We start from the raw sequence: 26,210 nt of genomic DNA, 5'->3' as shown, positions 1-26,210 counted from the left end.
ACAATGCAAAAAAATAAATCAAAAGTCATTAAAGAATTTTCTCGATTTGCCAAAGAGTATGATAGGCATAATATTATTCAATCCGAGGTCGCCAAACAGTTGGTGAAGCATCTTCGCGCAAAAAAATATCCTGCTATTATTGATATTGGTTGTGGAAGCGGTGAAATCTATAAAAATATACAAAAAAATCATATATTTTTTGATCATTTTATTGCTTTGGATTTATCAAAGGAGATGCTTGCGATACATCCTTCCGGCATTGCAGTGGAAAAAATTTCTACAGATTTTAATTCCGCTGAAGCCTATGCGTCCTTTGACGGGCAAGAAGAAGCACTGCTCATATCTTCTTCGGCATTGCAGTGGAGTCAAGATTTGGATTTTACCTTTTCTTGGGTTTCTAAAAAAGCAAAAAAAGCATATTTTGCAATCTTTACCTCCTCCACATTTAAAACTTTACATCGGACCGCAAAAATTCATTCTCCCATTTACACAGAAGATCAACTAAAGCAAAGTGTTGACAAATACTATTATGCAATATATGAAACACATGCCTATAGATTGCACTTTGAATCTGTTTACGAAATGTTAAATTATATTAAAAAAAGCGGAGTAAGCGGCGGAGAAAAAAAATTAACATACAAGCAAGTAAAAAACTTAATAAAAAACTATCCTCTAGACTATTTAGAGTTTGAAGTGCTTTTTGTTGATGCTACTTCGCGTTATTTTGCATAAAGAACTCTTTTTCAAGTGCGTAAAGCGCATAACGGATTTCTTTAAAAAGTTTAGAATGCAAAGGGTCTACAAGCTTAAAGCTCTCCTCAAGTACTCTTGCTGATTCTTCTGCTCTTGAGAAGTTTGCTATTGTTAAATCATTGATGTTGTGGCGTACAAGTTCGCTCGAAACACTCTCTTTTTGTATGTCATTTTCTATATCTCTGTGTCGTAAACGATCTTGATCATAAGCAGATTGAAATTTATGCCGAAGTGATTTTAGCGAAGAAGCAAGGGAGGCGTTATCATAGATATATCTATTGATATCCTCGATAACACGTATGCCTTCCTTGAGACGATTAAGATTGGCATCTATGAGACGCTCAAGCTTGTTTGTGCATTCTTCATTACTCATCATTACCAAAAATACCAAAAATTTGGAGTAGAGCAGTAAACATATTCAAAAAATCCAAATAAAGCGATACCGCAGCATCTACAGGCGAATCATACGCTCCGTTGGCAATATTTTGCGTATCATAAATGGTAAAAATGCCAAACAAAAGAAGAACGCCTGCACTAATGACAAGATGCATAACCGGACTGTTTAGAATAAACATATTGATAAGCGATGCAATAATAACAACAATTAAAGTGATAAAAAGAGGTTTTCCCCAGCTAGAAAAGTCCGTTTTGCTGTTGATGGCAAAAAGACTGAGCGCGCCAAAAAGAACAGAAGTCATCAAAAAAGCGTTACCTATTACCGCGCCATTGCCTGCTCCTATTAAGAAAGCCAGTAGAGGCACCAATGAAACACCGGTAGCAAAAGTAAAGATAAAAAGTGCAGCTAAATTCAGACCCGGCTTGTTTCTAGTCATTCCTAATCCAAAAAAAAGCATCAAAAGTTCAAATCCAAAAATGAACCATTTGTATTGCATAATAGTTTCAGCGTAAGGCATTGTCGCATAAGCGCCGGCGGCGGCTGCGATCATGCTGGCGGCCAAAAGTTGATATGTTTTTTTTATGAAATCAACAGAAGCGCTTTCTCGAACGTAGCCAGACTCTGTCGTTACATGAGTATAATTCCTGTTATATAAAGCCATTGTAATCCTTTATTATAATTTTTGCTAGTATAGTGAAGCTAGATTAATCTAAGGTTAATATGCAAAGCGATCATCCCTGATCGCGCTTTTTTCTAAGAATTTTATACTCTTCTTTTGCTTTTTGTGCTTCAGATATATTTGCTTGAATCTTTTCTTCCATTGTTGCTTCATTATTGCTAGCAACATTATCGATTTTGGGGCCATAATGGGAGCATCCAAAAAAGAAAATACAAGACAAGAGAATGATTGCTTTCATTAAAATCCTTTATAGACATTATGACAATACTATATGAAAATAACTTAAAATAAGAAAAGTATATATAAATTATATATTATATAATGTAAGTAAACAAAAAAAACAAAAAAATTTCCAAACAATTTCCAAAAAACCCTTGACAAGAATCTTATCCGGTGCTATAATACGCGTCCACAAACACAGAGACCTTGACCGAGTGGGTTAAGAGAGTGAGAGTGAATGATCTTTGACAACCAAATATAAGTAAACAAATCAACGTCTATTTTGAGTTTTGATTTTACCGGTTTAGATAAAAACCGGATAAAGATTAAACTTAATTAGAAACAATTAAGTGATTCTTTGACAATGGTTCAAACCATTTCATTTTTAATGGAGAGTTTGATCCTGGCTCAGAGTGAACGCTGGCGGCGTGCTTAACACATGCAAGTCGAACGAGAAACGGTCTAGCTTGCTAGATGCAGTCTAAGTGGCGGACGGGTGAGTAATGTATAGCTAATGTGCCCCTTGGAGAGGGATAACAGTTAGAAATGACTGCTAATACCTCATACTCCTTATACCTTAATGGTATAAGGGAAATGTTTTTTCGCCAAGGGATCAGGCTATATGGTATCAGCTAGTTGGTGAGGTAATGGCTCACCAAGGCAATGACGCCTAACTGGTCTGAGAGGATGATCAGTCACACTGGAACTGAGACACGGTCCAGACTCCTACGGGAGGCAGCAGTGGGGAATATTACACAATGGAGGAAACTCTGATGTAGCAACGCCGCGTGGAGGATGACACATTTCGGTGCGTAAACTCCTTTTATATGGGAAGATAATGACGGTACCATATGAATAAGCACCGGCTAACTCCGTGCCAGCAGCCGCGGTAATACGGAGGGTGCAAGCGTTACTCGGAATCACTGGGCGTAAAGCGCGCGCAGGCGGCTTTGTAAGTTGGATGTGAAATCCTATGGCTCAACCATAGAACTGCATCCAAAACTACTTAGCTAGAGTCTGGGAGGGGAAGATGGAATTAGTGGTGTAGGGGTAAAATCCGTAGAGATCACTAGGAATACCAAAAGCGAAGGCGATCTTCTGGAACAGTACTGACGCTGAGGCGCGAAAGCGTGGGGAGCAAACAGGATTAGATACCCTGGTAGTCCACGCCCTAAACGATGAATGTTAGTCGTCGGATAGCTAGTCTATTCGGTGATGCAGTTAACACATTAAACATTCCGCCTGGGGAGTACGGTCGCAAGATTAAAACTCAAAGGAATAGACGGGGACCCGCACAAGTGGTGGAGCATGTGGTTTAATTCGAAGATACGCGAAGAACCTTACCTGGCCTTGACATTGATAGAATCCGCTAGAGATAGTGGAGTGCCTTTCGGGGAACTTGAAAACAGGTGCTGCACGGCTGTCGTCAGCTCGTGTCGTGAGATGTTGGGTTAAGTCCCGCAACGAGCGCAACCCTCGTTCTTAGTTACTAACGGTTCGGCCGAGGACTCTAAGAAGACTGCCTTCGCAAGGAGGAGGAAGGTGAGGACGACGTCAAGTCATCATGGCCCTTACGGCCAGGGCAACACACGTGCTACAATGGGTAGGACAATGAGACGCAATACCGCGAGGTGGAGCAAATCTATAAACCTACTCTCAGTTCGGATTGTAGTCTGCAACTCGACTATATGAAGCTGGAATCACTAGTAATCGTAGATCAGCTATGCTACGGTGAATACGTTCCCNNCTAAAAGTTATTTAACTTATTATTGTTAAGAGTCTAACGTAATGTTGCAAAACAATGAAGCAATTCATTATTTTAAACAAATTACAATTTAACAGAAAAACATATTAACTGCAGCAATGCGGATAATATCTTTCATGTGCAAACTCAAAGAAATCTTAGAAATAAGATACTCAAAAGAACACATTATTAAACGCTTATTTGCATTTAATAAGGTAGTACCTTAGAATTAAATAAATTAATCTAAGGGCAGATGGTGGATGCCTAGACCAGGAGAGGCGATGAAGGACGTACTAGGCTGCGATAAGCCGGGGGGAGCTGCCAAGAAGCTTTGATCCCCGGGTTTCCGAATGGGGCAACCCGGCATGTAGTGATGCATGTCACCCTTAGGGGAGCGAACGTAGGGAAGTGAAACATCTCAGTACCTACAGGAAAAGAAATCAACCGAGATTCCCAAAGTAGCGGCGAGCGAAATGGGATTAGCCCTAAACTCTGTGGGGTGTTAGTAGAATAAGCTGGAAAGCTTGACCGTAGAGGGTGATAGTCCCGTATACGAAAACTAACCATGGACTATTCGAGTAGGTCGGGACACGAGAAACCCTGACTGAATATGGGAGGACCACCTTCCAAGGCTAAATACTACTCCAGGATCGATAGTGAACCAGTACCGTGAGGGAAAGGTGAAAAGAACCGCGGCAAGCGGAGTGAAATAGAACCTGAAACCATCTGCCTACAATCATTCAGAGCCCTATGATTTATCAGGGTGATGGACTGCCTTTTGCATAATGAGCCTGCGAGTTGTGGTGACTAGCGAGGTTAAGAAAACTCGAAGCCGTAGCGAAAGCGAGTCTTAATAGGGCGAATAGTTAGTTGCTGCAGACCCGAAACTAAGTGATCTATCCATGGGCAGGTTGAAGCTGGTGTAAGAGCTAGTGGAGGACCGAACAGGTGCACCTTTAAACGTGCTCTGATGACCTGTGGATAGGGGTGAAAGGCCAATCAAACTTAGTGATAGCTGGTTCTCTCCGAAATATATTTAGGTATAGCGTCATGTTCGAAGTATGGGGGGGTAGAGCACTGATTGGGCTAGGGCCTATACCAAGGTACCAAACCCAGTCAAACTCCGAATACCTCATATGAATTCATGGCAGTCAGGCATAGGGTGATAAAATCCTAGGTCGAAAGGGAAACAGCCCAGACTACCGACTAAGGTCCCAAAGTTCTATTTAAGTGGAAAAGGATGTGGAGTTGCTTAGACAACCAGGAGGTTGGCTTAGAAGCAGCCATCCTTTAAAGAAAGCGTAACAGCTCACTGGTCTAGCGATTCTGCGCCGAAAATATAACGGGGCTAAAATAGACACCGAAGTCGTAGATTCACACTGGTGTGTGAGTGGTAGGAGAGCGTTCTAGTCAGCATTGAAGCCATACCGGTAAGGAGTGGTGGAGCGGCTAGAAGTGAGCATGCAGGCATGAGTAACGAGAAAACGGGTGAGAATCCCGTTCGCCGTAAACCCAAGGTTTCCTACACGATGCTCGTCACTGTAGGGTTAGTCGGGTCCTAAGCTGAGTCCGAAAGGGGTAGGCGATGGAAAATTGGTTAATATTCCAATACCAACTATTAAGCGCGATGGGGGGACGCATAGGGTTAAACGAGGTCACTGATGGAAGTGTGGCTCGAAGGGTGTAGATAAGCCGGATAGGAAAATCCGCCGGCCTTTTTCGAGACCTGACAGGCTGTTGACGCTCTTCGGAGTAGATGCAGAATCGTTGATACCGTCGTGCCAAGAAAAGCCTCTAAGTATATTAATAGTTGCCCGTACCGTAAACCGACACAGGTGGGTGAGATGAGTATTCTAAGGCGCGTGGAAGAACCATTGTTAAGGAACTCTGCAAACTAGCACCGTAACTTCGGAATAAGGTGTGCCTAATTCGGTATAGAGATTTACTCTCAAAAGCTGAAAAGGTTGCAACAAAGAGTCCCTCCCGACTGTTTATCAAAAACACAGCACTATGCTAACTCGTAAGAGGATGTATATGGTGTGACGCCTGCCCGGTGCTTGAAGGTTAATTGATGGGGTTAGCGCAAGCGAAGCTCTTGATCGAAGCCCAAGTAAACGGCGGCCGTAACTATAACGGTCCTAAGGTAGCGAAATTCCTTGTCGGTTAAATACCGACCTGCATGAATGGCGTAACGAGATGGGAGCTGTCTCAACAATGGATCCAGTGAAATTGTAGTGGAGGTGAAAATTCCTCCTACCCGCGGCAAGACGGAAAGACCCCGTGCACCTTTACTATAGCTTGACACTGCAATTGGGATATATTTGTGCAGGATAGGTGGGAGGCTTTGATGCTACGGCGCCAGCTGTAGCGGAGCCATCCTTGAGATACCACCCTTATCTATTCTGATTGCTAACTTGCGCCAGTTATCCTGGCGGAGGACAATGTCTGGTGGGTAGTTTGACTGGGGCGGTCGCCTCCTAAAAAGTAACGGAGGCTTACAAAGGTTGGCTCAGAACGGTTGGAAATCGTTCGTAGAGTATAATGGTACAAGCCAGCTTAACTGCGAGACGTACATGTCGAGCAGAGACGAAAGTCGGTCATAGTGATCCGGTGGTTCTGTGTGGAAGGGCCATCGCTCAAAGGATAAAAGGTACGCCGGGGATAACAGGCTGATCTCCCCCAAGAGCTCACATCGACGGGGAGGTTTGGCACCTCGATGTCGGCTCATCGCATCCTGGGGCTGAAGCAGGTCCCAAGGGTATGGCTGTTCGCCATTTAAAGCGGTACGCGAGCTGGGTTCAGAACGTCGTGAGACAGTTCGGTCCCTATCTGCCGTGGGCGTTGGATGATTGAGGAGAGTTGACCCTAGTACGAGAGGACCGGGTTGAACGAACCACTGGTGTACCAGTTGTCCTGCCAAGGGCATCGCTGGGTAGCTATGTTCGGATGTGATAACCGCTGAAAGCATCTAAGCGGGAAGCCAACTCCAAGATGAATCATCCCTGAAGATCCGCAGAAGACTACTGCGTTGATAGGCTGGGTGTGTAAGTGATGAAAGTCATTTAGCTGACCAGTACTAATAGATCGTCTGTTTTTATTTTATTCACAATAAGGTACTACCTTATTAAGTGCAAAGCTTAATAAGCACATTAAATTGTAACAAACATTACGAGACTACATTTATTAACTGCTCACTGCTAGTTGCTAACTGTTAGTTGAAATTGGACTCTTAACAATACGAAGTTTCTCTAAACTCAATCAAAGAGAAGTAAGCACATCACGGTGTTCTTACTTCTCTTTGTGGTGGGGCTAGAGGGAGGGTCACACCCAGCTCCATTCCGAACCTGGAAGTTAAGCCTCCCATCGCCGATAATACTGCAGGCTACGTCTGTGGGAATGTAGGTCGCTGCCACATTGAGTTTATATTCTTTCTTTTTAAATCCATCCATTTTTATCATTGTTTAATTATTAGAGATTTGTTATTGGCAATTTACAGCCAAAAATCAACAACTTTTAATTTTTAATTCCTCGCTTCTAATTTCTAATTTCATCCGTTCCTTTTCTTCTTTGCTTGCACAAAGTATAAAACGAATTTAAAGTCAGCAAATGCGGTTTACAGCTTATGGATTGCCTCACGCCTCACGCTTTTACTTTTAATTATCCGTCAGTTAATCATTGATTTACTCTCACTTGTTATACTGTCATTAGAAAAGGCGATTTCTTCGGAGTTTTACTCCTTGTCCAAATTGTAATCCTTCCTTGTTTTTTTCTGCTGCGAGGAGGTTGCCTTTTAGAGAGTGTATATTTTCGGGACATCTTTTTATTTTTCTAATCTTTATTGCTTCTGCATTTAATGTATTTTCTTCATTTTAATTTATTTTTAATATAATCCTACTTATTTTTATTATAAGGGATACAAATGAAAAGAATTATTTTGTCGTTGGTAACGACATCATTTTTGGCAACAAGCGGAGCTGTTGCCTCAACAAATGCGGAGCTTGAGGCCAAGCTAAAAATACTAGAAGAGCAAATGGCTGAAATCAAAAAAGAGCTGACCAAAACCAACACTACACTCACCAAAACCAAAAGTACACTCAATGAAGTCAAAGCACACGATGCGTTTGACAACATCAAATGGAGTATGGACTTTAGAAACAGCGTAGACTTTATCAACTATGATTACAATAGTTATGAAGCCAATGGAGAGGATTTGTCCGGCACGAGCGCATCTAATGATGGTTTGCTGACCAGCAGATTGTATTTGAATATGAAAGCTGCACCTACAGATAAGTTGATGTTTAGCGGCCAGCTTGCTATGTATGGCATCTGGGGCGGGGAATTGCATGCTGATGATGCTGCGCTTAAAACGTGGGTTGGCTCATCCAGAGCGGACGATACGCTGTTTAGAATTAGACAAGCCTATTTTGTTTGGTCGGATACCTTTGGAGAAGATGGATTGCCTTACGCATTCAGCATTGGCCGCAGACAGTCGACAGACGGCTTTTTGGCCAATCATAGAGAAAACATGACAGAGCCTGGATCTCCGCTAGCACATATTACCAACATGGAAGTGGATGGTGCGATGCTAAAGCTGGATTTGGATGAGTATGTATTGCCGGGATCATTTGTGAAATTTGTCTATGGAAGAGCACATTCGGGCGGCATAGAGACTCTATTTGACAGTACGGGTATCTATGAGCCTTATGCACAAGAAGGCGGTGATGTCAATGAAAACGTTGACTTTTTTGTGGTGCTCGGTTCGCTTTATAATGACGGGCAGTACAATTTAATGTTTGAGAATGCAACCATTTTCGACACTAAAGGTCAAAATTTAGATACATTAGCTAAAGCCGTGGGGGCCGGTACGGCAAACCTTTCCGCCTTGTCATTGCAGGCAGACGGTGTGGGTAATGGTATCAACGACTTCTTGGATGAGACAACGGCGTTTATTTCATTGGCAGCTACCCAATATATGCCCGATAACGGTCATCAGTTGCTTGGAAGTACAGATGACGAAACAGGCTATTCGTACTGGTTAGGCTTTACTATACCGGATATGATCACTGAGGATGGAAGATTCGGGTTTGAGTTCAACCACGGCTCTAAATACTGGACGCCTATGACATGGGCAGAAGATACGGCTATCGGCTCGAAAGTGGCCGTAAGAGGTGATGCACTGGAGGCGTACTGGAACTTCAACCTGTTTGGCTCAGAAAATCTGGCTTCTCAGATCAGATACACGTATGCGCAGCATGACTATACGCCAAGCATCCGATGTGCAGGGTGGGTTACTCCGCAAAATGTGGATATCGAAGCCAGTGATTTAAGATTTTTTGTAAATTATCAGTATTGATTGTTTATTTCTGAAGTCTAACAGTTTTTACTGATAGGCTTCATGGCCCTCCTTTCCCCTGCATGACTAAAATTGATGAATCACTTCAATTATTATTTAGATTTTTGATTTGTCTCTACGGTTTGCGGACATCTTCAAAGAATAAAATTATTAAAAATAATAATTTCTTATGAGTTAAGTTTTATATAATGATTTATAGTATATTCTACTTATACATGTTTGGACAAACATAAAATCTAAGGAGTAAACATGAAAAAGATAATTGCATTGTCACTCGTGGCAGCAACGACCATGGCGTTTGGATCAACTGCCAGTGATCTCGAGATGATGAAAGCAGAGATTGCTGCGCTTAAAGCTGAAGTAGCTTCGTTGAAAAAAAGCGGTGACGCTGCCGAGATAAAAAAGATCAAAAAGACACTGAGCGAAGTAAAAGCGCATGATGCGAACGATAATATCAAGTGGGGCGTTGACCTGAGAACGTCAATAGATAATATCAATTATGATATGGCTGACGGTTCATCAAGAGGGAAAGATGATTTGATGGCTACAAGACTCTGGCTTAATATGGAATATGCAGCAGATGAAAAAAATATTTTTAAAGGTCAGCTCTCTATGAATAAAGCTTTTGGCGCTGATTTTGGCACAACAACTTCTTCTATGCCAAGAGGCTACGGTATGGACAGTTTTGACTGGATAACCAATGAGGCTTTGGCGGGAGATACACTAAAAGTAAGAGAAGCGGCTTGGCTTTACCTTGGTGACAGTGCCTTTGGTGCAGACATCCCTTGGACCTTCTCTATAGGGAGAAGACCTTCTACTAACGGATTTTTGGCTAACCTAAGAGAGGATGATGCAGAGCAGTCTCCGTTGGGACATGTGATCAACGTGGAGTTTGACGGATTAAGCTCCAAGCTTGATCTTTCCAACATTACGGGAGTACCGGGCATGAGTATTAAACTGTGTACAGGGCAAGGTTCCACTAATGCCGAGCCGCTATTCTCTACTACTACAAGCTATGCCAATGATGATGATGCATTAAAAGATATTACTTTATACGGATTTATTTTTGAGCCGTACAATGACAGCCAGTACATCGTAAAAACAATATGGTATAAAGGAATGGACTTGCCTGGTTATACGAATGAGGATATGGCTCTCATGATGGATGGCGATGATACCACAAATCCAGGAATGATGACCAAGGTTGGAGATCTTCAGGGTGCCGCGCTTTCTGTTTTGGTGGACGGTTTAACGGATGACGGTTTCTTGTCCGAGACTAAAGTGTTTGGTTCATTGGCATGGAGCCAAACGGATCCGTTTGGGGATGAACTTATGCTTGGATCTAATGAACAGAAATCGGGTAGCTCTTACTGGCTAGGCGCACAATTTCCTGTGCTTGAGGGTCAATTGGGGCTGGAGTATAATCACGGAAGCAAATACTGGAGACCGTTTACGTACGGCGAAGATACCATGATCGGTTCAAAATTGGCGGCGCGCGGCGATGCATATGAAGCGTATTATACCTATCAGCTTACAGAAGCGCTCAGCGCTCAGTTAAGATTTACATCAATTGATTATGACTACACAGGAAGCAACAGCTTCTTTGGTGTTGATGGCACACCTATGAGCATTGGCGATATTAAAGCAAATGCCGCATGGGGAGAAAGTTATCTTGCTCTTAACCCAATTACTGATCCAGCTACTATGACGGATCTTCAAAAGCAGGCTGCCGGTGCCATTGGAATGGAAAAAAATACAGTAGAGTCAGCACAAGATTTTAGATTCTACCTCAGATACAGATTCTAATCTTCTATCAACAAAGGGCTTCCCTTTGTTGTTTATCAATTTTTCTTGTTTTCTTTATCAATTTTCTTTCATTAATTTTTATGTATTGCCAAATATTTTCTCTTTTTTGCTATAAACTTCAAATTAACAATAATTTTGTATTAAATTAAATTAACTTCAGATATAATGGTTTTGTTTAGACTAACGACAAAAGCGGCGTACCTTTGCGGTCCGTTGCTATAGAAAGGAAAGAAAATGAAACGTATAACAAAAGGATTGATTTTGTCACTTTTAGTGGCGACAGGGCTTGCGGCAGAAGAGAGCAAGGCTCCGGTGGCAGCTGTGGCACATGATGTGAGGGTATTTACTGCAGATAATAGTGATGGCAAAATCACCCCTGCTACCATCGAAGAGGCTTTTACGAAAGCAGGATTTGTCATAGCGGCAAACAATGATATGAACGTGCCGTTTATGCGAGATTTTAATACGACATCATTTGATGTATATAATCTTTTTGTCGTCTACAGAAAAGATACAGTGCTTGCATTAGCTGAGAAGTATCCAAAAATTGGGCTTTTCTCACCGATGAGCATGTCTATCTATACTAAAAAAGGCACAAAGACGATCTCTGTTTCTTCGCTGAGTGCTGCAGGTATGGCAAAAATGATGGATATTCCCGGGGATAACGAAGCTATCAATGCTTTGGGCAAAAAAGTAGAAGAGGCGCTCAAGGCAGCAATGCCAAACGGCCAGTTTGATATATTGCCTTATCAGATGAAAGAGCCCGCAGGTCCTTTGGTTACCAATGTCACTTTTGATGTAGAAGATGATGACTGGGAGACTGTAAAAGAGGATCTGGAGATGGAATTTGAAGGTGTATTGGCGCCCAACGGTTTCGTGATGGCCGGCTTTACGGATCTTGGCTATGATCTTGAAGAGAGCGATAAAGAGTGGTACCATTTTTATGATGTTTATTCTGTTTGCAGTATCCCTGTGATTTATGCAGTGGCTATCAAGCATCCTGAAGCAGGAGCCTTTGCGCCTTGTTCGATCTATCTGTATCAAAAAGCCGGAGAACAGAAGATCAATATGGCGTTTCCTTCGGTGCACAAATGGATCAGTTCACTCAATATAGAGGATAAAGAGTCGTTGGATGTGCTTATGGATGCGCAAAAGAAACTTGAAAATATCTTCAGTACATTTGCGGAAAAGCAATAAGCTAACGTAAACCGAAATACCTCTTTACCTTTATGGTTTCATCGTTTTTTGATGAAACGGTAAAGGTTTTAATAAACTTCCCTCTTGCCTATAATCTAATCGGGCAAAATGTTTTTATGCAGTCCGAACGGTTAAAATATATAAAACTTAGATATTTAAGCCAAGCGAGCCATTGAAAATGGAAGGGTTTTGAGGAGAGAACAATGAGGCCATTTAGCTCAAAAGAAAAACCGTATCGCCTTCTTGAATCTCCCCTTTCTGAATCACTTTTACAAAAATCCCTCTATCTTTTTTTAAGAGTTTGGGCAACTTTATGTCTATGGCAGAGAGGTGGTTGCACAAAGTACAGTTTTGACTGACTTCTACAAGAGCTTTTCCTATTTGCAGTCTTTGACCCGGAATCAGGTGATAGGGATTATAGTCAAGCAGTATATTTTCCCCCAATGCTCCCAGAGGCATAGAGATATCTTGAGACAGAGCCAGATCATAGCTCTTTTCTGAAGTGATCAAAACAGATCTTTGAATATCTTTGGCATAAAATTTATCGCCCACTACACCATCGAAGTCAAGAGAGAGCTTGTTTTTAGGGATTCTCTCGGAGCTTCCTTGCACAGAAACATAAAGTTTCAATACTTTGCCTACGCTATAAGGTAGCATACACGTCCTTTAATGTCTAGTCTATTGAAAAATTCTAGCATAATCTTGTTAATGTCTTTGTCTTTTATTGCAATCAAACATGAAGTTTAAGCCCGGTATAGGTTAAAAACGGGATAATTAGCATGTTCATATATTAATTTGATATATACAATAATGAATATTGATTAAATAAGAGTAATTTAGTTACAAGTATAAGATAAAGTGTATATGCAGCATAGTATTGATCGTTTTTTTTGGTCTTCCGGCCAATTTTTAACTATAATTGTATAAATGACTTCTGTCATTCCCAAAATAAATCAAGGAGGAAAAATGAATAAGATAACCAAACTATCTAAACATGATCTTGCGAATGCACAAGAGACAGTAGAACAGTCAGGCAGAAGAGATTTTTTTAGAAAAACAGCAGCTTATTCAGTGAGTGCTTTGGCTGCGGCGAGCATATTGTCACCCGTAAAAGTGAATGCGGAAGATGATCTTGCCATCATCGAGGAGCAGCCATGGGCAACATCTCTGGGGGATCCCGTAACAAAAAATCAGTACGGTATTCCCTCGGCCTACGAGCACAACAACATAAGAAGAACGTCGGATCTCTTGTCTTCAGGAAACTGGCAAGCCTCTATCTCTATGTGTCCTATTCATGAATCAGAGGGCATTATTACGCCAAACGGTCTTTTTTTTAACCGTGTGCATGGCGGTGTGGCGCATATCGATCCCAATAAGCATCGGCTGATGATCCACGGTTTGGTCGAAAAGCCAATCGTTCTTACTATGGATCAATTGAAAAGATATCCAAGCGTAACCAGAATTCATTTTATCGAATGTCCGGCGAATGGCGGGCCTGAATGGAGAGGGCCGCAATTTAACTCTCTTCAATTTTCAAAGGGAATGATGAGTTCTGCGCAATGGACAGGCGTATATATCAAAACCATTTTGAAAGATTTGGGACTTAAGCCAGAAGCATTATGGATGCTGGCAGAAGGCGGCGATAGTTCGCATATGGGTAGAACGGTGCCTATCGATAAGGTGCTTGACGATGCGATGATCGTTTGGGGTCAAAACGGAGAAGCATTGAGGCCCGAGCAGGGATACCCGATCCGACTTCTTTTGCCTGGATGGGAAGGGAATCTATGCGTAAAATGGCTTTGCAGACTAGAGTTCGCATCCGAGCCTTTCTATGCCAAAGAAGAGACGGCAAAATATACGGTACTTAAACCTGACGGGAAAGCCATACAGCACTTTTATCCGCTTGAGGTTAACTCTATCATCACCAATCCATGCCCTGAAAAACCATGGACGGATCTTAAAAAAGGTGATCTTGTGCAGATTGGCGGATTGGCATGGAGCGGCCAGGGAACGATCGAGGGAGTTGACATCTCTTTTGACGGGGGCAAAAACTGGATTGAAGCGAGTCTTGAGGGGCTGGTATTGCCAAAATCATGGACAAGATTTAGCTATATGTATAAGTACGAAGGAAAACCTCTGCTTTTATCCAGCCGCGCAAGAGACGATGCCGGATTTATTCAGCCAAGTGTGAAAGTTGAGAGAGAAGTAATGGGTGTAGAGTCAGTGTATCATAGAAATGCCATTGCAACATGGGAAGTTACAGAAAAAGGGGAGGTGAACAATGTTCAAGTCTTATCGTAAGCTATTTATATCATCAGTGTTGGTCGTTGCCGGTACTTCTTTGACTGTGTTTGCGGCACAAAACAGTGTATCAGATACCTATGAAAATGGTAAAAGAGTCATTGACGGTGGAGTAATGTATCCTATCGTCGATGGTAAAACAGCAGCCTACCATATCAATGAAGATACGCTTCAAGGCGGGTATACCTATGGTAAAAAAGCAACAGAAAATGAGATTAAGGCATGGGATATCGATGTCATGCCTGATGGCACAGGTTTACCGGAGGGCAAAGGTACCGTCGAAGAGGGGGATGAACTCTACGAGGCAAAATGTGTTTCATGTCATGGCGATTTTGGTTCAGGGTCGGGATCATATCCGTCTCTTGCTAAGGGGAATGCCGAAGAGGGTGTAGCGTCACTCAAGAATCAAAGAACAAAACCCGATACGGATGGACCAATTCGTGTTTTTGGAACCTACTGGCCTCAAGCAAGCACATTATGGTGGTATATCAAAACAGGCATGCCTCACGCAGCACCATTGAGCTTAACCGATGATGAGGTGTACGCGTTGAGCGCTTATATGTTGTCGATCAATGAAATGACGATTGATGGGGAAGAATTGGATGATGAGTATGAGCTTGACAGAGAAAAATTCCTAAAAATCAAAATGCCAAATAAGGATGGTTTTGTGCCAAATATCGATGGCCCAAAAGGAACAGACAATATGCGCGAGTATATGAGTAATCCTGAGAATTACGGCAATGGTACAAGATGCATGAAGAATTGCTTTGAAGGCGAGCCGATACTTGCTAAAATTCAAACAGAAATAAAAGAGTTTTCTCCGCCGTTGTCTACTGCAAGAGAACTGCCTAAAGCAGATGCTTCGGCGGCACCGGTATCTGAAGGCGCAAAGATTTATGAAGCTTCGTGCGCGGTCTGTCATGCAACCGATGCAATGGGTGCTCCTGCATTGGGAGACAAGAAAGCATGGGAGGCGGCACTCAAAAAAGGCATAGATACTGTATATAAAAATGCAATCGGCGGGATCAATGCAATGCCTCCCAAGGGCGGGAATGCAAATTTGACGGATGACCAGCTCAAGGCAACAGTTGATTATATGGTGGATCAAAGCAAATAACGGGTATTTTCTCGCTATCATTTCAGAATGGTTGGTTGAGGGCATTGATCTGCAATGCCGGATCAGCTTTTTGTTATAAACGGATTATAAAACTAAAAAGGAATAACAATGGAAAGAAGAAAATTTTTAGGATTGAGCGTAGCTGCTTTTGCCGCACTGCCGGTATTGCTTAGTGCTACAGACTTTAGAGCAACAAAGCCGGACGCTTGGACCGCAAAAACTGTGGAGGATGCGATAAAAGCGCTCTATGGGTCAGCTGAGATTATTGAGAAGGATGTTAAAGTGAAGGCGCCAAAGGTCGCAAGTAACGGTGGAGCGGTTCCTGTGACGGTACAATCAGATATTCCGGCAAAAACAGTCACTATCTTCCAGGACGCTAACCCTGAAAGTGCAGTGGCTACGTTTGAATTGAATGAATACAGTATTATTGATTTTGGTCTTAAAATTAAAATGAAACAATCAGGCACCATTACGGCCGTAGTTGAAGGCACAGATGGAAAGCTGTATGTAGGAAAACAAACATTAGAAGTTGCACTTGGCGGATGCGAGGGTTAAATCCTTCCTTCTCTATAGATAAATAGATTAGAAAATAAAGGAATACAAATGAGAATAAAAGCAAAAATAAAAGGCGATGTAGTTGATGTGAAAGTCATGGCAAAACATGATATGCTGACATATGATCAGGCCAAAAAGAAAGGAACAGAGGCTAACTTTATCACGCATATCAGTGCTAAAGTAAACGATAAAGTAGTCTATGATGCTTCGACAAGTCAGTTTTTGTCAAAAGATCCGCTTTTTCAATTTAAATTTAAAGCATCTGCAGCAAAGGCTGGAGATAAACTTGAAGTAACTTGGGTTGATCTTAAGGGCAAAACCGAAACAGACAGCAAAGAGATTAAATAATTTTTGTTTTTTGCCTTCTCTTGAAGGCAAAATGAAAAATATTGTATGGACTTTACAGTGTGAGCCTATGTAATATTTTAACAATTAAGGGCAAGGGAATGGTGGGCGGTATGCGAATACTTTTTGCGTTCTATTTGTTGCCTTTGATTGTATTGGCTGCTAATTTATCTGAAAATATCAATATACATCAACTTTCTTTAGAGGCCTGGAAGGCGAATAAATATCTTTTTCTTTTTTTTCACAAAGAAGGATGCGGTTATTGTGAACGAATGCTGGATGAAAGTCTGAAAAACCGTGATATAAAATCAAAATTAACCAAGGATTTCATTTTTATCAAAGTCGATATCGATGAACAGGGTGTCGTAGAATATCGTGATTTTAACGGAACAAAACATGCCTTTGCCAAATCCCTAAAAATAGGACTCTATCCGTCTTTAATTTTTATGGATCAAAACAATACTATTGTTTACGGTGTAGTCGGGTATAGAAAGGTAGAAGAGTTTTCAAAAATACTCGACTATGTGAGTAGCGGGAACTATAAAACAATAGATTTTGAATCATTTGAGAGTATATTGGAGTTTGAGGAGGATGATTAAAGTATTTTGCTTAGTTCAAAATAATATTTTATCTCTCTTGTGATTGCGGCTTCTTTTCTTTTTTTGAAGTGAAAAGCAAGGTCAAAATCTTCTTTGCCAAAACCCTCTTTGTATTCATTGATGAAGGATGCATACAGCTCTTCTTTCATGGCACTGATTGAATAGGTGACTTCATGATAGGTCAGATTGTTTTTTTTAATCTCTTTTCGTTGTATTTCGGTTAGATTAATGCTTCCGTAGCGCTCTTTTTTGGGCAGGGTCATATTCATTTCTATATAGGTTCGCATGGATGCGATAGTATACTCCAGCTCTTCCGCGGGAGTATGCTCGGGATCTTCTATAATAGTCGGCTCTTCAAGTGTATAGCCCCAGCAACCAGAGACGGACAGATCCATATCGAAAGCAGATTTAATAACCTCTTTTAGGTTATTGTCACTCTGGATAGATCTAAAATGCAGCATTAATACTCCAGGATTTTATTTTTTCAAAGGACAAAGAGCAGACAAAAGAGAGTTAAAGTCCTGCTTCTTGGATTAATTCAGCTTGTGCGTGCGCAATCAGCGGATCGATAACAAGTTTAAGATTGCCGTTTTCCATGATATCATCAAGTGCGTAAAGAGTAAGTCCTATGCGGTGATCTGTCAATCTGTTTTGCGGATAATTATAGGTACGTATTTTTTCAGATCTGTCGCCTGAGCCAACTTGCAATTTCCTTTGACTTGAAGTTTCAGCAAGCTGTTTTTGCATTTGCGCTTCATATACTCTGGCCTTGAGAACCTTCATCGCCTTGTCTCGGTTTTTGTGCTGTGATTTTTCATCTTGAATTGCAACCACAATTCCTGTGGGGATATGGGTTAGGCGGACAGCAGAATCGGTAGTGTTGACTGACTGTCCTCCGCATCCGCTTGAGCGATAGACATCCATTTTGATTTCATTGGGTTTAATGTCCACTTCAACATCATCCACTTCCGGTATCACGGCAAGAGTGATGGCTGAGGTGTGGACGCGTCCTTGTGTTTCGGTATCCGGTACCCTTTGAACACGGTGTGTTCCGGCTTCATATTTAAGTTGAGAGTAGACCCCTTTGCCTTTGATTTGTGCAATGAGCTCCTTGTAGCCTCCTGCCGTACCTTCGCTGGTACTTACAATCTCGACTTTCCAGCCTACTTGTTCAGCATATCTTGTGTACATTTTGAATACATCGGCAACAAAAAGAGCACTTTCGTCCCCTCCGGCTCCGGCCCTTAATTCTAAAAAAATATTTTTATCATCATTTTTGTCTTTTGGAATCATGAGAATTTTAATCTCATTTTCCAAAACAGGCAGCATCGGTTCAAGTTGGTTTAATTCTTCTTTCGCCAATTCTCCCAACTCCGCATCCCCTAAAAGTTCTTTATTTTCTTCGATGGCGTCAGCCGTTTGAATATAAAGCTTGGCTTTTTCGACAAGTTCGCTGAGCCCGGATTGTTCTTTGCTTAGTTCGGTCATTCTTGAAATATCACTTGCAATATCCGGAGAACTTAAAAGTTTGCTGATTTCATTGTGTCTATTGATAAAAGGCAGAAGTTTTTCTTTGAACATAGGCGTTCTTTGTGTTAGTTTATTTTAGGGAGGTATCGAAACTGCTTATGCAGCTTCGATAGCATTTACCATTTGGTGAAGGCGACTTACTTTTCTTGAAGCAGTTTGTTTTTTGAGAAACCCTTTGCTTACAAATGAATGAATTTGTCTGTTTGCTATTTTAAACGCTTCAGTTGCTGCTGCTTTGTCTGCCGCCGCTACTGCTTCATGTACCGCTTTTGTGATGTTTTTGAGTCTGGTTCTGTAATATCTGTTTCTTTCAGTTTTTACAGCAGTTTGCAAAATACGTTTTTTTGCCGACTTATGATGTGCCATAGTATGTTCCTTTGAAATATCTCGAACAAGAACCAAACATTCTGTCTAGCCTTACGAGTGAAATTAGTGCGCGAATGATAGCTAAATAAATATTAAAGATTTATTAATTAAAATGAAGAGGGATTTCCCGGAGAGATAAATTAATCAATTTTGCGATAAAATTAAGTTAATTTATTTAAGGATACTATAGTGACACTTTTTGGAACAGATGGCGTACGCGGTAAAGCGGGTAAAAAAATAAGTGCTGTGAGTGCGATGCGTTTGGCGATGGCGACAGGGATTTATTTTAAAGCATCGGCGAAAACAAATAAAATCTTAGTGGGCAAGGATACGAGGCGAAGCGGCTATATGATAGAAAATGCGATTGTCTCGGGTTTGACAGCTGTGGGATTTGATGTGATACAAATAGGGCCCATGCCCACGCCGGCTATTGCTTTTTTGACTGAAAATATGCGTTGCGATGCGGGTATTATGATTTCTGCGAGTCACAATCCTTACTATGACAACGGAATTAAATTTTTTGATGCCCACGGCAATAAGCTCAATAGAGACAAAGAGGAGCAAATAGAAGCGATTTATGAAGATGATGATGCAATTTTGAGGGCGCAGGCAACCGGTAAAGAGATTGGAAAATCCAAAAGGATCGATGACGTTATCGGCCGCTACATTGTTCATATTAAAAATTCATTTCCAACTTCTATGACGCTGGCAGGTAAGCGCGTAGTTATCGATTGTGCTAATGGCGCAGGGTATATTGTGGGGCCGACTATTCTTCAAGAGCTGGGAGCAGATGTCATTGTAATTGGCGATAAGCCAAACGGATTCAACATTAACGAGGGGTGCGGTGCCATGCACCCCGAGCTTTTGGCTAAGGCCGTTGTGGAATATCGAGCAGATGTCGGTATAGCTCTTGATGGGGATGCGGACAGACTTGTGATGGTGGATGAAAAAGGGGAGATCGTAGACGGAGATAAACTGATAGCGGTACTTGCGATTCACTTGGAATCTGAAGGAAAACTCAGGGGCGGAGGAGTGGTAGCAACCGTGATGAGCAACCAAGGATTGGACGAGTATCTTTCTTCTAAGAATTTAACACTTTACCGAAGCAATGTGGGCGATAAGCATGTGGTTGAATTGATGCAGAATAAGGGTATTAATTTTGGCGGCGAACAAAGCGGGCATATTATTTTCTTGGACTACGCGAAAACAGGAGATGGAATTTCCAGTGCGCTGCAGGCGCTGGCCTATCTTGTAAAAACAGGAAAACAGGCAAGCGAAGCTTTCAACCCTTATGTTTCGTATCCCCAGCAGCTTGTCAATCTTTTAGTGGATGAAAAAAGACCGTTTGACGGCATTAAAGGGTTGGATAAATTAAAACAAAAAGTAGAAGATGCAGGCATGAGGCATCTTTTTAGGTATTCCGGCACAGAGAATAAAATTCGGCTTTTGCTTGAAGGCAGAGATGAAACAAAACTAGAAGAGATGATGCAGGAATGTGTTGTGTTTTTTAAGGGGGCTTTGGCTTAACGATGAGACCATTTTTCATATTTTTTCTTGTGGCCATAGGTACTTTTATTGTCGATCAGGGCATAAAATTGATTTTTTTAGAGGGCTATAACTATACAGGCAAATGCATAGATTTGCAATTGCATTTCAATCGGGGTGTGGCCTTTTCTATGTTTGAATTTTTAGGGGATTATCTAAAGTGGATACAAACTCTTTTGATTGCAGGCATAGCTTATGTTGTCGTCAAAGAGGGATACGTGAAGCGGTATGCTTTCCCGCTTGGTTTGCTGATGGGGGGAGCGTTGGGAAACGTGTATGATCGTTTTGTGCATGGAGGCGTGGTGGACTATGTTGCATGGCACTGCGGGTTTAAATTTGCGGTGTTTAACTATGCAGATGTAGCGATCGATGCGGCTGTAATATGGATAGTTATACAGCATTACTTTTTTTCCGACAGTATCAAAACAAAATAGGAAAATTTTTTTTGAGAATAAAAAATTAAGACCCGTCAAACTACTGATCTTAAAGATGTTTCATCGGCTGAAAGGTTTAATGCTTGTTTTGGAGCCACTTAAATTTTCTCTAGATGTTCCAGCAGGGCAGCATGTACTTTTCCATTGCTTGCAACGATACTTTTACCGTCAAAAGCAAAAGGCTCATTGCAGGCATCGGTTACTTTTCCGCCCGCCTCTAAGAGTATTAAAATGCCCCCTGCAACATCCCAGGGCTTTAGGTCTATCTCATAAAATGCATCCACTTTGCCTTGCGCCAAATAGCAAAGATCGAGGGAAGCGGCTCCCAATCGGCGAATATCTCTTATGCGAGGAAGAAGTTTTGCCAGGCTGTTGATTGCCCAGCGGTACTCAATGCCTTGATTGACTTTGGCGTAAGGAAACCCTGTGGCAATAAGAGATTGCTGAAGTATTGGTTGTGCGCTGACTTGCAAGGGAATTTTGTTGCAGTAGGAACCTTTCCCTTTTTCTGCCCAAAACATTTCATCTAAAATCGGATTGTAAACCACAGCAAGACAGGGTTCTCCGCCTTCCCAGACCCCTAAAGAGATTGCAAGATGAGGAATACCATGAATAAAATTGGTTGTGCCGTCAATAGGATCTATATAGACAGCTTTGTCGTGCAGGTAGCTTCCGTGATGGCTCTCTTCTCCTATCAAATGGTAATCAGGAAAACAATCCTTAAGCGCTTTTAGTAAAAAATTTTCGGTTTTAACGTCATAGGACGTAACAAGATCAACCACTCCTTTATGGAATACTTCTTTTTTAGCATAATAACCTTCTTTTACTATCTCTCCGGCTTCTTTGGCTATCTGTTTTAGTCTGTCTATTTTATTCATCTTGAATCCTTCTTTTGAAAGCAGATATATTATTTTGCATTTTGATTTTCTTTTGGGTTTCATGATTTTTTCTTTATCATGAAATTTCCTTATGTTTATAGGCTTAAGCGCAAAAAGACATTTTCAAATTAAGAGCCAAGAGACTTTAGATGACCATATCCACATTTTTATGGTCTTGAAAATATTTAAATATTCGATCCCGTTCTTCTTTGCTTTCAACTTCACAACTGGCATTGTAGCTATGAAATTTACCTGTTTTGGATGCGTTGCCCATTGAGCAAAGGTGCTCTTTTTCCCCCATCGCTTCTTTGATGCAGGCAAGAAGTTTCTTTTTGTCGCGCCCAATTAATTTAAATCCCCACCGCGTAGGATAGTGTATTTGCGGTTTATCGGGTTGTTTTTCTTCTAAACTCACCGCTTTTTCCTCCGGATTTTTGTTCTAGCTGTACGTTTCTGATAATCATACCCTTGTCAATAGCTTTAAGCATATCATAAATGGTGAGCAGCCCCACGCTTACGCCGGTGAGCGCTTCCATTTCTACGCCGGTTTGACCGTTGAGCTTGGCTGTAACTGTCAGTCTAAAACCGGGCAGTTCCGGCAGCTCTTCAATATCGGTTTTTACAGAGGTGAGCATTAGGGGGTGGCACATTGGAATGAGTGTGCTGGTTTGTTTGGTGCCTTGTATGGCAGCAACTACGGCAGTCTGCAATACGGGTCCCTTTTTTGCCGTATTGGCAACTACACTATCGTATGCTTCTTGTCCTACCTCGATAATGCCGCTTGCGGTGGCAATACGTAAGGTATTCTCTTTTCCGGATACATCCACCATTTTTGGTTTGTTTTGTTCGTCTAAATGTGTAAGATTCACAGAAAATCCTTATTTTTTTTGTATTTTAGCATAATTTTGAAAACACGCCAAAAAACGTATGACGAAAAAAGTAAATATTTGACGAAAATATATTAAAATTATTGACTTTAATCATCAAATAAGTTAATATTATACAAATGAGAAAGGAGCAATATGGTATATGCCTATTTAAGACAAACGCCTCAGGGTAATCATTTGTCTAAACAGTTACAGAGTATTTTTTCTTTTTCATTGATTCACGGTTTACATATTGACAAGGAAGTAGTTGAGCATTCAAGCAAAAATCGTTCGATAGAAGATCGCCGGCAATTGGAGGCTTTTATCCATTCTCTTGAACAGGGTGACGGGATGGTTGTAGAGACGCTTTCTGTTTTGTCTGATTGTGTGGTGGAGCTGGTCAAGCTGATAAATTGTACCCTAAGTCGAAAGATTACCGTATATGTGGCTGACACAAAAACAGTTATAACCAAAGAAACGCCGCTTGCAGAAATGTTTCCTTTGCTTAATGATCTAAGAGAAGCACGAAAGGCAAAAACAGGACAAATTGGACGCCCAAAAGGGAGCAAGTCATCATCTAAGTTTGACAAATCGCAAGTGCAGATAATCACCTTCCTAAAAGAAGGATTGAGTGTGAGTGCTATTGCAAGAGAATTGGATGTGAGCAGAAGTTCCTTAAAGGATTATATCGAATCACGGGGCATCAGGGAACTTATTAGAAACTCCTGGATTGAAATTGATCGATCCAAAGAAGGTTTGGCGGAGGTTGATAGTTTGCTGCTGTGTCCATTTGAAAAAGTACGAGAAAAAAATTAAAGAAAGAGGGTGCAGGAAATGGAAACATCAATAGAGAAGACGCAAGAAGCAAAGAAAAATAAAGTAAAAGAATATCTTAAGGGATGGGTGCCGTATAGAATTAAGCGGTATTGGGTGTATGCGGCAGCGACGATTGTTGCGATCTTGATTCCTTGGATCACAATCGGAGGCAATCATCTTTTTTTGCTGAGTTTTGATCAGAAAAAATTGCATTTGGCAGGAGTGGCATTTGATATGCAAGAGCTTTATTTGATGCCATTTTTGCTTATGCTTTTATTTTTGGGGATATTTGCTGTCACGGCAGTAGGCGGAAGAGCATGGTGCGGCTGGGCATGCCCCCAAACAATTTTTAGGGTTATTTATAGAGACGGCATCGAAACAAAGCTTTTAGGGCTTAGAAAACGTATCAAAAATAAGCAGCAAGAGCCTGATATGAGCAAGGCGGAGAATAAAGTAAAAAAAGTGATCGCAATTTTGCTTTGGTCTGTGTTGGCGTTTATTGCGGCGGCTAATTTTCTATGGTATTTTGTGCCGCCTGAAGACTTTTTTCAGTATATACAAAATCCGGATGAGCATATGATGCTTATAGGCTTTTTGCTTAGTATTGCCGGTTTCTTGATCGTGGATGTTGTGTTTATCAAAGAAGACTTTTGTGTCTATGTTTGTCCCTATAGCCGAGTGCAGTCGGTACTTTATGATGATGATACGGTGATGGCTGTATATGATCCTGTCCGCGGGGGAGAAATCTACCAAGGGCACGGGCAAGGCCGTCAAAAACTGTTTACAAAACAAAAAGAGCTCCAGGCTGTCATGCCGAGTGCAGAGTGTACGACCTGTGAAAGCTGTGTAACGGTATGCCCTACGCACATTGATATCCGCAAAGGGCTGCAGCTTGAATGTATCAACTGTCTTGAGTGCGTGGATGCCTGTACTCAGGTAATGGGGGCGCTGGGCAAACCGAGTTTGGTGCAGTGGTCCAGCGAAAAAGAGACGCTTAGGCATGAAGGCAAAACCAACTATTTGAGACCAAAAGTCATCGCTTATTTTGTAGTGCTTGCTCTGGTTCTTGTGGCGCTTTTTGCAATGGGAAGCAAAAAAGAGCATATGCTTTTAAATGTCAATAAAACAACAAGGCTTTATAAAATACTTGATCATGGCGTGGTAGAGAATGATTATCTTTTCTTGTTTGCCAACACTGACAGCAAAAAGCATACCTATACATTTGAAATCGTAGGGAATGACAAAATAGAGATCGAAAGACCAAAAGAACCTTTTGAATTGGCTGCCGGCCAAAAAAGGAAAAAAGTCGTGGTCCTGAAGACATCTCATATGCTTGCAAATGATATGAGAAAAGATGTTCCGATTCCCGTCAAGATAAAAGCATATGCCGTGGATGATAAAGAAAATATTATCGTCGAAAGGGATACGGTTTTTGTTTACCCTCGTGCGGATTTAATTAAAAAATAAAAGGAGAAAATATGGCAAAAGTATTGGTATTGGGCGGCGGATTTGCAGGTATTGAAGCAGCAATCTATTTGCGCAAAAACGAACTGGACGTAACATTGGTGAGTGACCGGGACTATTTTTATATTTACCCTACATCAATTTGGATTCCTACCGGAGGCGCAACAAAAGAGGACGTGAGTATTCCTTTAGATAAATTAGCAATGAAGCACGGGTTTATGCTGATCGTAGATCCTGTCACACAGTTTGAGGCGGAAGAAAAAAAAGTAACGCTTCAAAGCGGGCGTATTTTGGAAGGATATGACTATATCGTCGTTGCATTGGGTCAAGATAAAATACAGCATCCGGGTATGGAGCATACGCTTTCTATTTGCGGAAAGCCTGAAGAAGCCACCATGCTTCATGAGCGCCTAAACGCCTTAATAGCCAAAGGGGAAGGAAAGATTGCCATAGGCTTTGGCGGCAACCCGAAAGATACTTCTGCCGTACGCGGAGGCCCTGCATTTGAGGTACTTTTTAACATAGATACCTTGCTTAAGAAAAAAGGATTGAGAGAGCGTTTTGCTCTTACCTTTTTTGCTCCTATGGAAAAACCTGGTGCGAAGATGGGCGAAAAAGCGCTGTATATGATGGACAAGATGTTTAAAATGTACAATATCCAAACAAAAATAGGCTCAAAGATTGCACGCTTTGAGAATGACGGTATTTATTTCGAAGATGAAACGAAACTGGATTCTGATTTGACCATGTTTATTTCCGCAGGCACAGGCCACAATGTACTGACTTCTTCCGGACTGCCTCTTAGCGATACCGGATTTGTCGTTACAAATGAATATAATGAAGTCGAAGGCTTGGAAGGTATTTATGCCATTGGGGATTCGGCTTCACTGATGGGGCCCGAATGGAGAGCAAAGCAGGGACATGTGGCCGAGGTAATGGCAAGAAATACAGCCTATAATATTTTTCAGCGTATCCAAAATATCGATTCAAAACTAAGCTACATGGAGCATCTTAATATTTTGTGTGTTATGGATACAGGCAGCGGCGCGGCTTTTGTTTACAGGGATGACAGAGGCGGCAAAATGATACCGTTGCCGTGGATTGGGCATTGGATGAAAAAAGGATGGGGATGGTATTGTAAAAATTCAAAGCTTGGAAATATCCCAAGACTCCCAGGTATGTAAAAATAAAGTCTGTTAAAAGCATAGATTCGAAATTGATTTTTCGAGTTCATACTATTTTCATA

The 26,210-nt window shown here is 41.5% G+C and carries 24 protein-coding genes and 3 rRNA genes; 17 read left to right on the top strand and 10 right to left on the bottom strand.

Annotation, left to right across the window (positions count from 1 at the left end; translation table 11 throughout):
- The first annotated feature begins 3 nt into the window (after positions 1 to 3).
- Positions 4 to 732, top strand: a complete 729-nt coding sequence (locus tag CFH81_06605) for a methyltransferase (GenBank protein ID DAB40447.1) — start codon at positions 4 to 6, stop codon at positions 730 to 732.
- Here the strand turns inward: CFH81_06605 and CFH81_06600 are convergent.
- From CFH81_06600 to CFH81_06590, 3 genes are all read right to left on the bottom strand, one after another.
- Entirely contained in the window at positions 710 to 1,126 is a 417-nt protein-coding gene (locus CFH81_06600) for a thiamine-phosphate pyrophosphorylase (protein ID DAB40446.1), read from the bottom strand. The two genes, CFH81_06605 and CFH81_06600, sit on opposite strands and share 23 nt — an antisense overlap.
- Positions 1,119 to 1,811 (bottom strand): hypothetical protein, encoded by a 693-nt coding sequence (locus tag CFH81_06595; protein DAB39885.1) that lies wholly within the window; start codon positions 1,809 to 1,811, stop codon positions 1,119 to 1,121. Before CFH81_06595 ends, CFH81_06600 begins: the two co-directional genes overlap by 8 nt.
- A 70-nt stretch (positions 1,812 to 1,881) precedes the next feature.
- Entirely contained in the window at positions 1,882 to 2,067 is a 186-nt protein-coding gene (locus CFH81_06590; protein DAB39884.1) for a hypothetical protein, read from the bottom strand.
- 363 nt (positions 2,068 to 2,430) lie between these two features.
- Here CFH81_06590 and CFH81_06585 point away from each other — a divergent pair.
- From CFH81_06585 to CFH81_06560, 6 genes are all read left to right on the top strand, one after another.
- A 16S ribosomal RNA gene (locus CFH81_06585) occupies positions 2,431 to 3,793 on the top strand.
- Positions 3,794 to 4,025: 232 nt separating this feature from the next.
- Positions 4,026 to 6,893 (top strand): 23S ribosomal RNA (locus CFH81_06580).
- A gap of 198 nt (positions 6,894 to 7,091) precedes the next feature.
- Positions 7,092 to 7,207, top strand: a 5S ribosomal RNA gene (gene rrf, locus CFH81_06575).
- The 16S, 23S and 5S rRNA genes sit together here, the layout of an rRNA operon.
- Before the next feature lie 504 nt (positions 7,208 to 7,711).
- Positions 7,712 to 9,145: a hypothetical protein gene (locus CFH81_06570; protein ID DAB39883.1), complete on the top strand. Its 1,434-nt coding sequence runs from the start codon at positions 7,712 to 7,714 to the stop codon at positions 9,143 to 9,145.
- Between the two features lie 249 nt (positions 9,146 to 9,394).
- Positions 9,395 to 10,951: a hypothetical protein gene (locus CFH81_06565; protein ID DAB39882.1), complete on the top strand. Its 1,557-nt coding sequence runs from the start codon at positions 9,395 to 9,397 to the stop codon at positions 10,949 to 10,951.
- A gap of 234 nt (positions 10,952 to 11,185) precedes the next feature.
- Positions 11,186 to 12,148 carry a DUF302 domain-containing protein gene (locus CFH81_06560; protein DAB39881.1) on the top strand — a complete coding sequence of 321 codons (963 nt, stop codon included), beginning with the start codon at positions 11,186 to 11,188 and terminating at the stop codon, positions 12,146 to 12,148.
- Positions 12,149 to 12,361: 213 nt separating this feature from the next.
- Here CFH81_06560 and CFH81_06555 read toward each other — a convergent pair whose 3' ends face one another.
- Entirely contained in the window at positions 12,362 to 12,805 is a 444-nt protein-coding gene (locus tag CFH81_06555) for an MOSC domain-containing protein (protein DAB39880.1), read from the bottom strand.
- 309 nt (positions 12,806 to 13,114) lie between these two features.
- On the opposite strand from CFH81_06555, the gene soxC reads away from it, so the two are divergent.
- From soxC to CFH81_06530, 5 genes are all read left to right on the top strand, one after another.
- The gene (soxC, locus tag CFH81_06550) at positions 13,115 to 14,449 is read left to right on the top strand and encodes a sulfite dehydrogenase (GenBank protein DAB39879.1); all 1,335 of its coding nucleotides are present in this window, start codon (positions 13,115 to 13,117) and stop codon (positions 14,447 to 14,449) included.
- Complete coding sequence (locus tag CFH81_06545) at positions 14,430 to 15,566, top strand: MFS transporter (GenBank protein ID DAB39878.1); 1,137 nt, start codon at positions 14,430 to 14,432, stop codon at positions 15,564 to 15,566. The genes soxC and CFH81_06545 overlap by 20 nt, the downstream gene beginning before the upstream one ends.
- A gap of 108 nt (positions 15,567 to 15,674) precedes the next feature.
- Entirely contained in the window at positions 15,675 to 16,121 is a 447-nt protein-coding gene (locus tag CFH81_06540) for a thiosulfate oxidation carrier protein SoxY (GenBank protein ID DAB39877.1), read from the top strand.
- A 48-nt stretch (positions 16,122 to 16,169) separates the two neighbouring features.
- Entirely contained in the window at positions 16,170 to 16,469 is a 300-nt protein-coding gene (gene soxZ / locus CFH81_06535) for a thiosulfate oxidation carrier complex protein SoxZ (GenBank protein DAB39876.1), read from the top strand.
- A 98-nt stretch (positions 16,470 to 16,567) separates the two neighbouring features.
- Complete coding sequence (locus CFH81_06530; protein ID DAB39875.1) at positions 16,568 to 17,065, top strand: hypothetical protein; 498 nt, start codon at positions 16,568 to 16,570, stop codon at positions 17,063 to 17,065.
- Here CFH81_06530 and CFH81_06525 read toward each other — a convergent pair.
- From CFH81_06525 to CFH81_06515, 3 genes are read right to left on the bottom strand one after another with little or no spacing between them, the layout of a single operon-like run.
- Positions 17,062 to 17,526: a hypothetical protein gene (locus tag CFH81_06525; GenBank protein ID DAB39874.1), complete on the bottom strand. Its 465-nt coding sequence runs from the start codon at positions 17,524 to 17,526 to the stop codon at positions 17,062 to 17,064. The genes CFH81_06530 and CFH81_06525 overlap by 4 nt on opposite strands.
- Positions 17,527 to 17,578: 52 nt before the next feature.
- Positions 17,579 to 18,646 (bottom strand): peptide chain release factor 1, encoded by a 1,068-nt coding sequence (locus tag CFH81_06520; GenBank protein DAB39873.1) that lies wholly within the window; start codon positions 18,644 to 18,646, stop codon positions 17,579 to 17,581.
- 45 nt (positions 18,647 to 18,691) lie between these two features.
- The gene (locus tag CFH81_06515; GenBank protein ID DAB39872.1) at positions 18,692 to 18,961 is read right to left on the bottom strand and encodes a 30S ribosomal protein S20; all 270 of its coding nucleotides are present in this window, start codon (positions 18,959 to 18,961) and stop codon (positions 18,692 to 18,694) included.
- 189 nt (positions 18,962 to 19,150) lie between these two features.
- Here CFH81_06515 and CFH81_06510 point away from each other — a divergent pair, with 189 nt between their 5' ends.
- Complete coding sequence (locus tag CFH81_06510; GenBank protein ID DAB39871.1) at positions 19,151 to 20,488, top strand: phosphoglucosamine mutase; 1,338 nt, start codon at positions 19,151 to 19,153, stop codon at positions 20,486 to 20,488.
- A gap of 2 nt (positions 20,489 to 20,490) precedes the next feature.
- Positions 20,491 to 20,940: a signal peptidase II gene (locus CFH81_06505; protein ID DAB39870.1), complete on the top strand. Its 450-nt coding sequence runs from the start codon at positions 20,491 to 20,493 to the stop codon at positions 20,938 to 20,940.
- A gap of 98 nt (positions 20,941 to 21,038) precedes the next feature.
- Here the strand turns inward: CFH81_06505 and CFH81_06500 are convergent, their stop codons facing one another.
- From CFH81_06500 to moaC, 3 genes are all read right to left on the bottom strand, one after another.
- The gene (locus tag CFH81_06500; protein DAB40445.1) at positions 21,039 to 21,818 is read right to left on the bottom strand and encodes an inositol monophosphatase; all 780 of its coding nucleotides are present in this window, start codon (positions 21,816 to 21,818) and stop codon (positions 21,039 to 21,041) included.
- A gap of 145 nt (positions 21,819 to 21,963) precedes the next feature.
- Positions 21,964 to 22,233, bottom strand: coding sequence for a DUF493 domain-containing protein (locus CFH81_06495; GenBank protein ID DAB39869.1), 270 nt, complete (start codon positions 22,231 to 22,233; stop codon positions 21,964 to 21,966).
- Positions 22,205 to 22,687, bottom strand: coding sequence for a cyclic pyranopterin monophosphate synthase MoaC (gene moaC / locus CFH81_06490; GenBank protein ID DAB39868.1), 483 nt, complete (start codon positions 22,685 to 22,687; stop codon positions 22,205 to 22,207). The genes CFH81_06495 and moaC overlap by 29 nt, the downstream gene beginning before the upstream one ends.
- 153 nt (positions 22,688 to 22,840) lie before the next feature.
- On the opposite strand from moaC, the gene CFH81_06485 reads away from it, so the two are divergent.
- Genes CFH81_06485 through CFH81_06475 form a run of 3 tightly spaced genes read left to right on the top strand, consistent with a single transcriptional unit; the run spans position 22,841 to position 26,148 of the window.
- Positions 22,841 to 23,500, top strand: coding sequence for a hypothetical protein (locus CFH81_06485; protein DAB39867.1), 660 nt, complete (start codon positions 22,841 to 22,843; stop codon positions 23,498 to 23,500).
- A gap of 18 nt (positions 23,501 to 23,518) precedes the next feature.
- Entirely contained in the window at positions 23,519 to 24,967 is a 1,449-nt protein-coding gene (gene ccoG / locus CFH81_06480; protein ID DAB39866.1) for a cytochrome c oxidase accessory protein CcoG, read from the top strand.
- An 11-nt stretch (positions 24,968 to 24,978) separates the two neighbouring features.
- A complete protein-coding gene (locus tag CFH81_06475; GenBank protein ID DAB39865.1) occupies positions 24,979 to 26,148 on the top strand; it encodes a sulfide:quinone reductase in 1,170 nt (389 codons plus the stop codon).
- The last annotated feature ends 62 nt before the right edge of the window (positions 26,149 to 26,210 follow it).

Origin of the sequence: Sulfurovum sp. UBA12169 (assembly GCA_002742845.1) — a bacterium.
Classification (GTDB): Bacteria; Campylobacterota; Campylobacteria; order Campylobacterales; family Sulfurovaceae; genus Sulfurovum.
The sequence above is the reverse complement of the archived record's forward strand: the minus strand, read 5'-3'. Positions and strand labels throughout refer to the sequence as shown.

Excerpts from the sequence above, each read along its gene's own strand:
- CFH81_06605 (DAB40447.1), top strand. The coding sequence starts at position 4 with ATGCAAAAAAATAAATCAAAAGTCATTAAAGAATTTTCTCGATTTGCC.
- CFH81_06600 (DAB40446.1), bottom strand. The coding sequence starts at position 1,126 with ATGAGTAATGAAGAATGCACAAACAAGCTTGAGCGTCTCATAGATGCC.
- CFH81_06595 (DAB39885.1), bottom strand. The coding sequence starts at position 1,811 with ATGGCTTTATATAACAGGAATTATACTCATGTAACGACAGAGTCTGGC.
- CFH81_06590 (DAB39884.1), bottom strand. The coding sequence starts at position 2,067 with ATGAAAGCAATCATTCTCTTGTCTTGTATTTTCTTTTTTGGATGCTCC.
- CFH81_06570 (DAB39883.1), top strand. The coding sequence starts at position 7,712 with ATGAAAAGAATTATTTTGTCGTTGGTAACGACATCATTTTTGGCAACA.
- CFH81_06565 (DAB39882.1), top strand. The coding sequence starts at position 9,395 with ATGAAAAAGATAATTGCATTGTCACTCGTGGCAGCAACGACCATGGCG.
- CFH81_06560 (DAB39881.1), top strand. The coding sequence starts at position 11,186 with ATGAAACGTATAACAAAAGGATTGATTTTGTCACTTTTAGTGGCGACA.
- CFH81_06555 (DAB39880.1), bottom strand. The coding sequence starts at position 12,805 with ATGCTACCTTATAGCGTAGGCAAAGTATTGAAACTTTATGTTTCTGTG.
- soxC (DAB39879.1), top strand. The coding sequence starts at position 13,115 with ATGAATAAGATAACCAAACTATCTAAACATGATCTTGCGAATGCACAA.
- CFH81_06545 (DAB39878.1), top strand. The coding sequence starts at position 14,430 with ATGTTCAAGTCTTATCGTAAGCTATTTATATCATCAGTGTTGGTCGTT.
- CFH81_06540 (DAB39877.1), top strand. The coding sequence starts at position 15,675 with ATGGAAAGAAGAAAATTTTTAGGATTGAGCGTAGCTGCTTTTGCCGCA.
- soxZ (DAB39876.1), top strand. The coding sequence starts at position 16,170 with ATGAGAATAAAAGCAAAAATAAAAGGCGATGTAGTTGATGTGAAAGTC.
- CFH81_06530 (DAB39875.1), top strand. The coding sequence starts at position 16,568 with ATGGTGGGCGGTATGCGAATACTTTTTGCGTTCTATTTGTTGCCTTTG.
- CFH81_06525 (DAB39874.1), bottom strand. The coding sequence starts at position 17,526 with ATGCTGCATTTTAGATCTATCCAGAGTGACAATAACCTAAAAGAGGTT.
- CFH81_06520 (DAB39873.1), bottom strand. The coding sequence starts at position 18,646 with ATGTTCAAAGAAAAACTTCTGCCTTTTATCAATAGACACAATGAAATC.
- CFH81_06515 (DAB39872.1), bottom strand. The coding sequence starts at position 18,961 with ATGGCACATCATAAGTCGGCAAAAAAACGTATTTTGCAAACTGCTGTA.
- CFH81_06505 (DAB39870.1), top strand. The coding sequence starts at position 20,491 with ATGAGACCATTTTTCATATTTTTTCTTGTGGCCATAGGTACTTTTATT.
- CFH81_06500 (DAB40445.1), bottom strand. The coding sequence starts at position 21,818 with ATGAATAAAATAGACAGACTAAAACAGATAGCCAAAGAAGCCGGAGAG.
- CFH81_06485 (DAB39867.1), top strand. The coding sequence starts at position 22,841 with ATGGTATATGCCTATTTAAGACAAACGCCTCAGGGTAATCATTTGTCT.
- ccoG (DAB39866.1), top strand. The coding sequence starts at position 23,519 with ATGGAAACATCAATAGAGAAGACGCAAGAAGCAAAGAAAAATAAAGTA.
- CFH81_06475 (DAB39865.1), top strand. The coding sequence starts at position 24,979 with ATGGCAAAAGTATTGGTATTGGGCGGCGGATTTGCAGGTATTGAAGCA.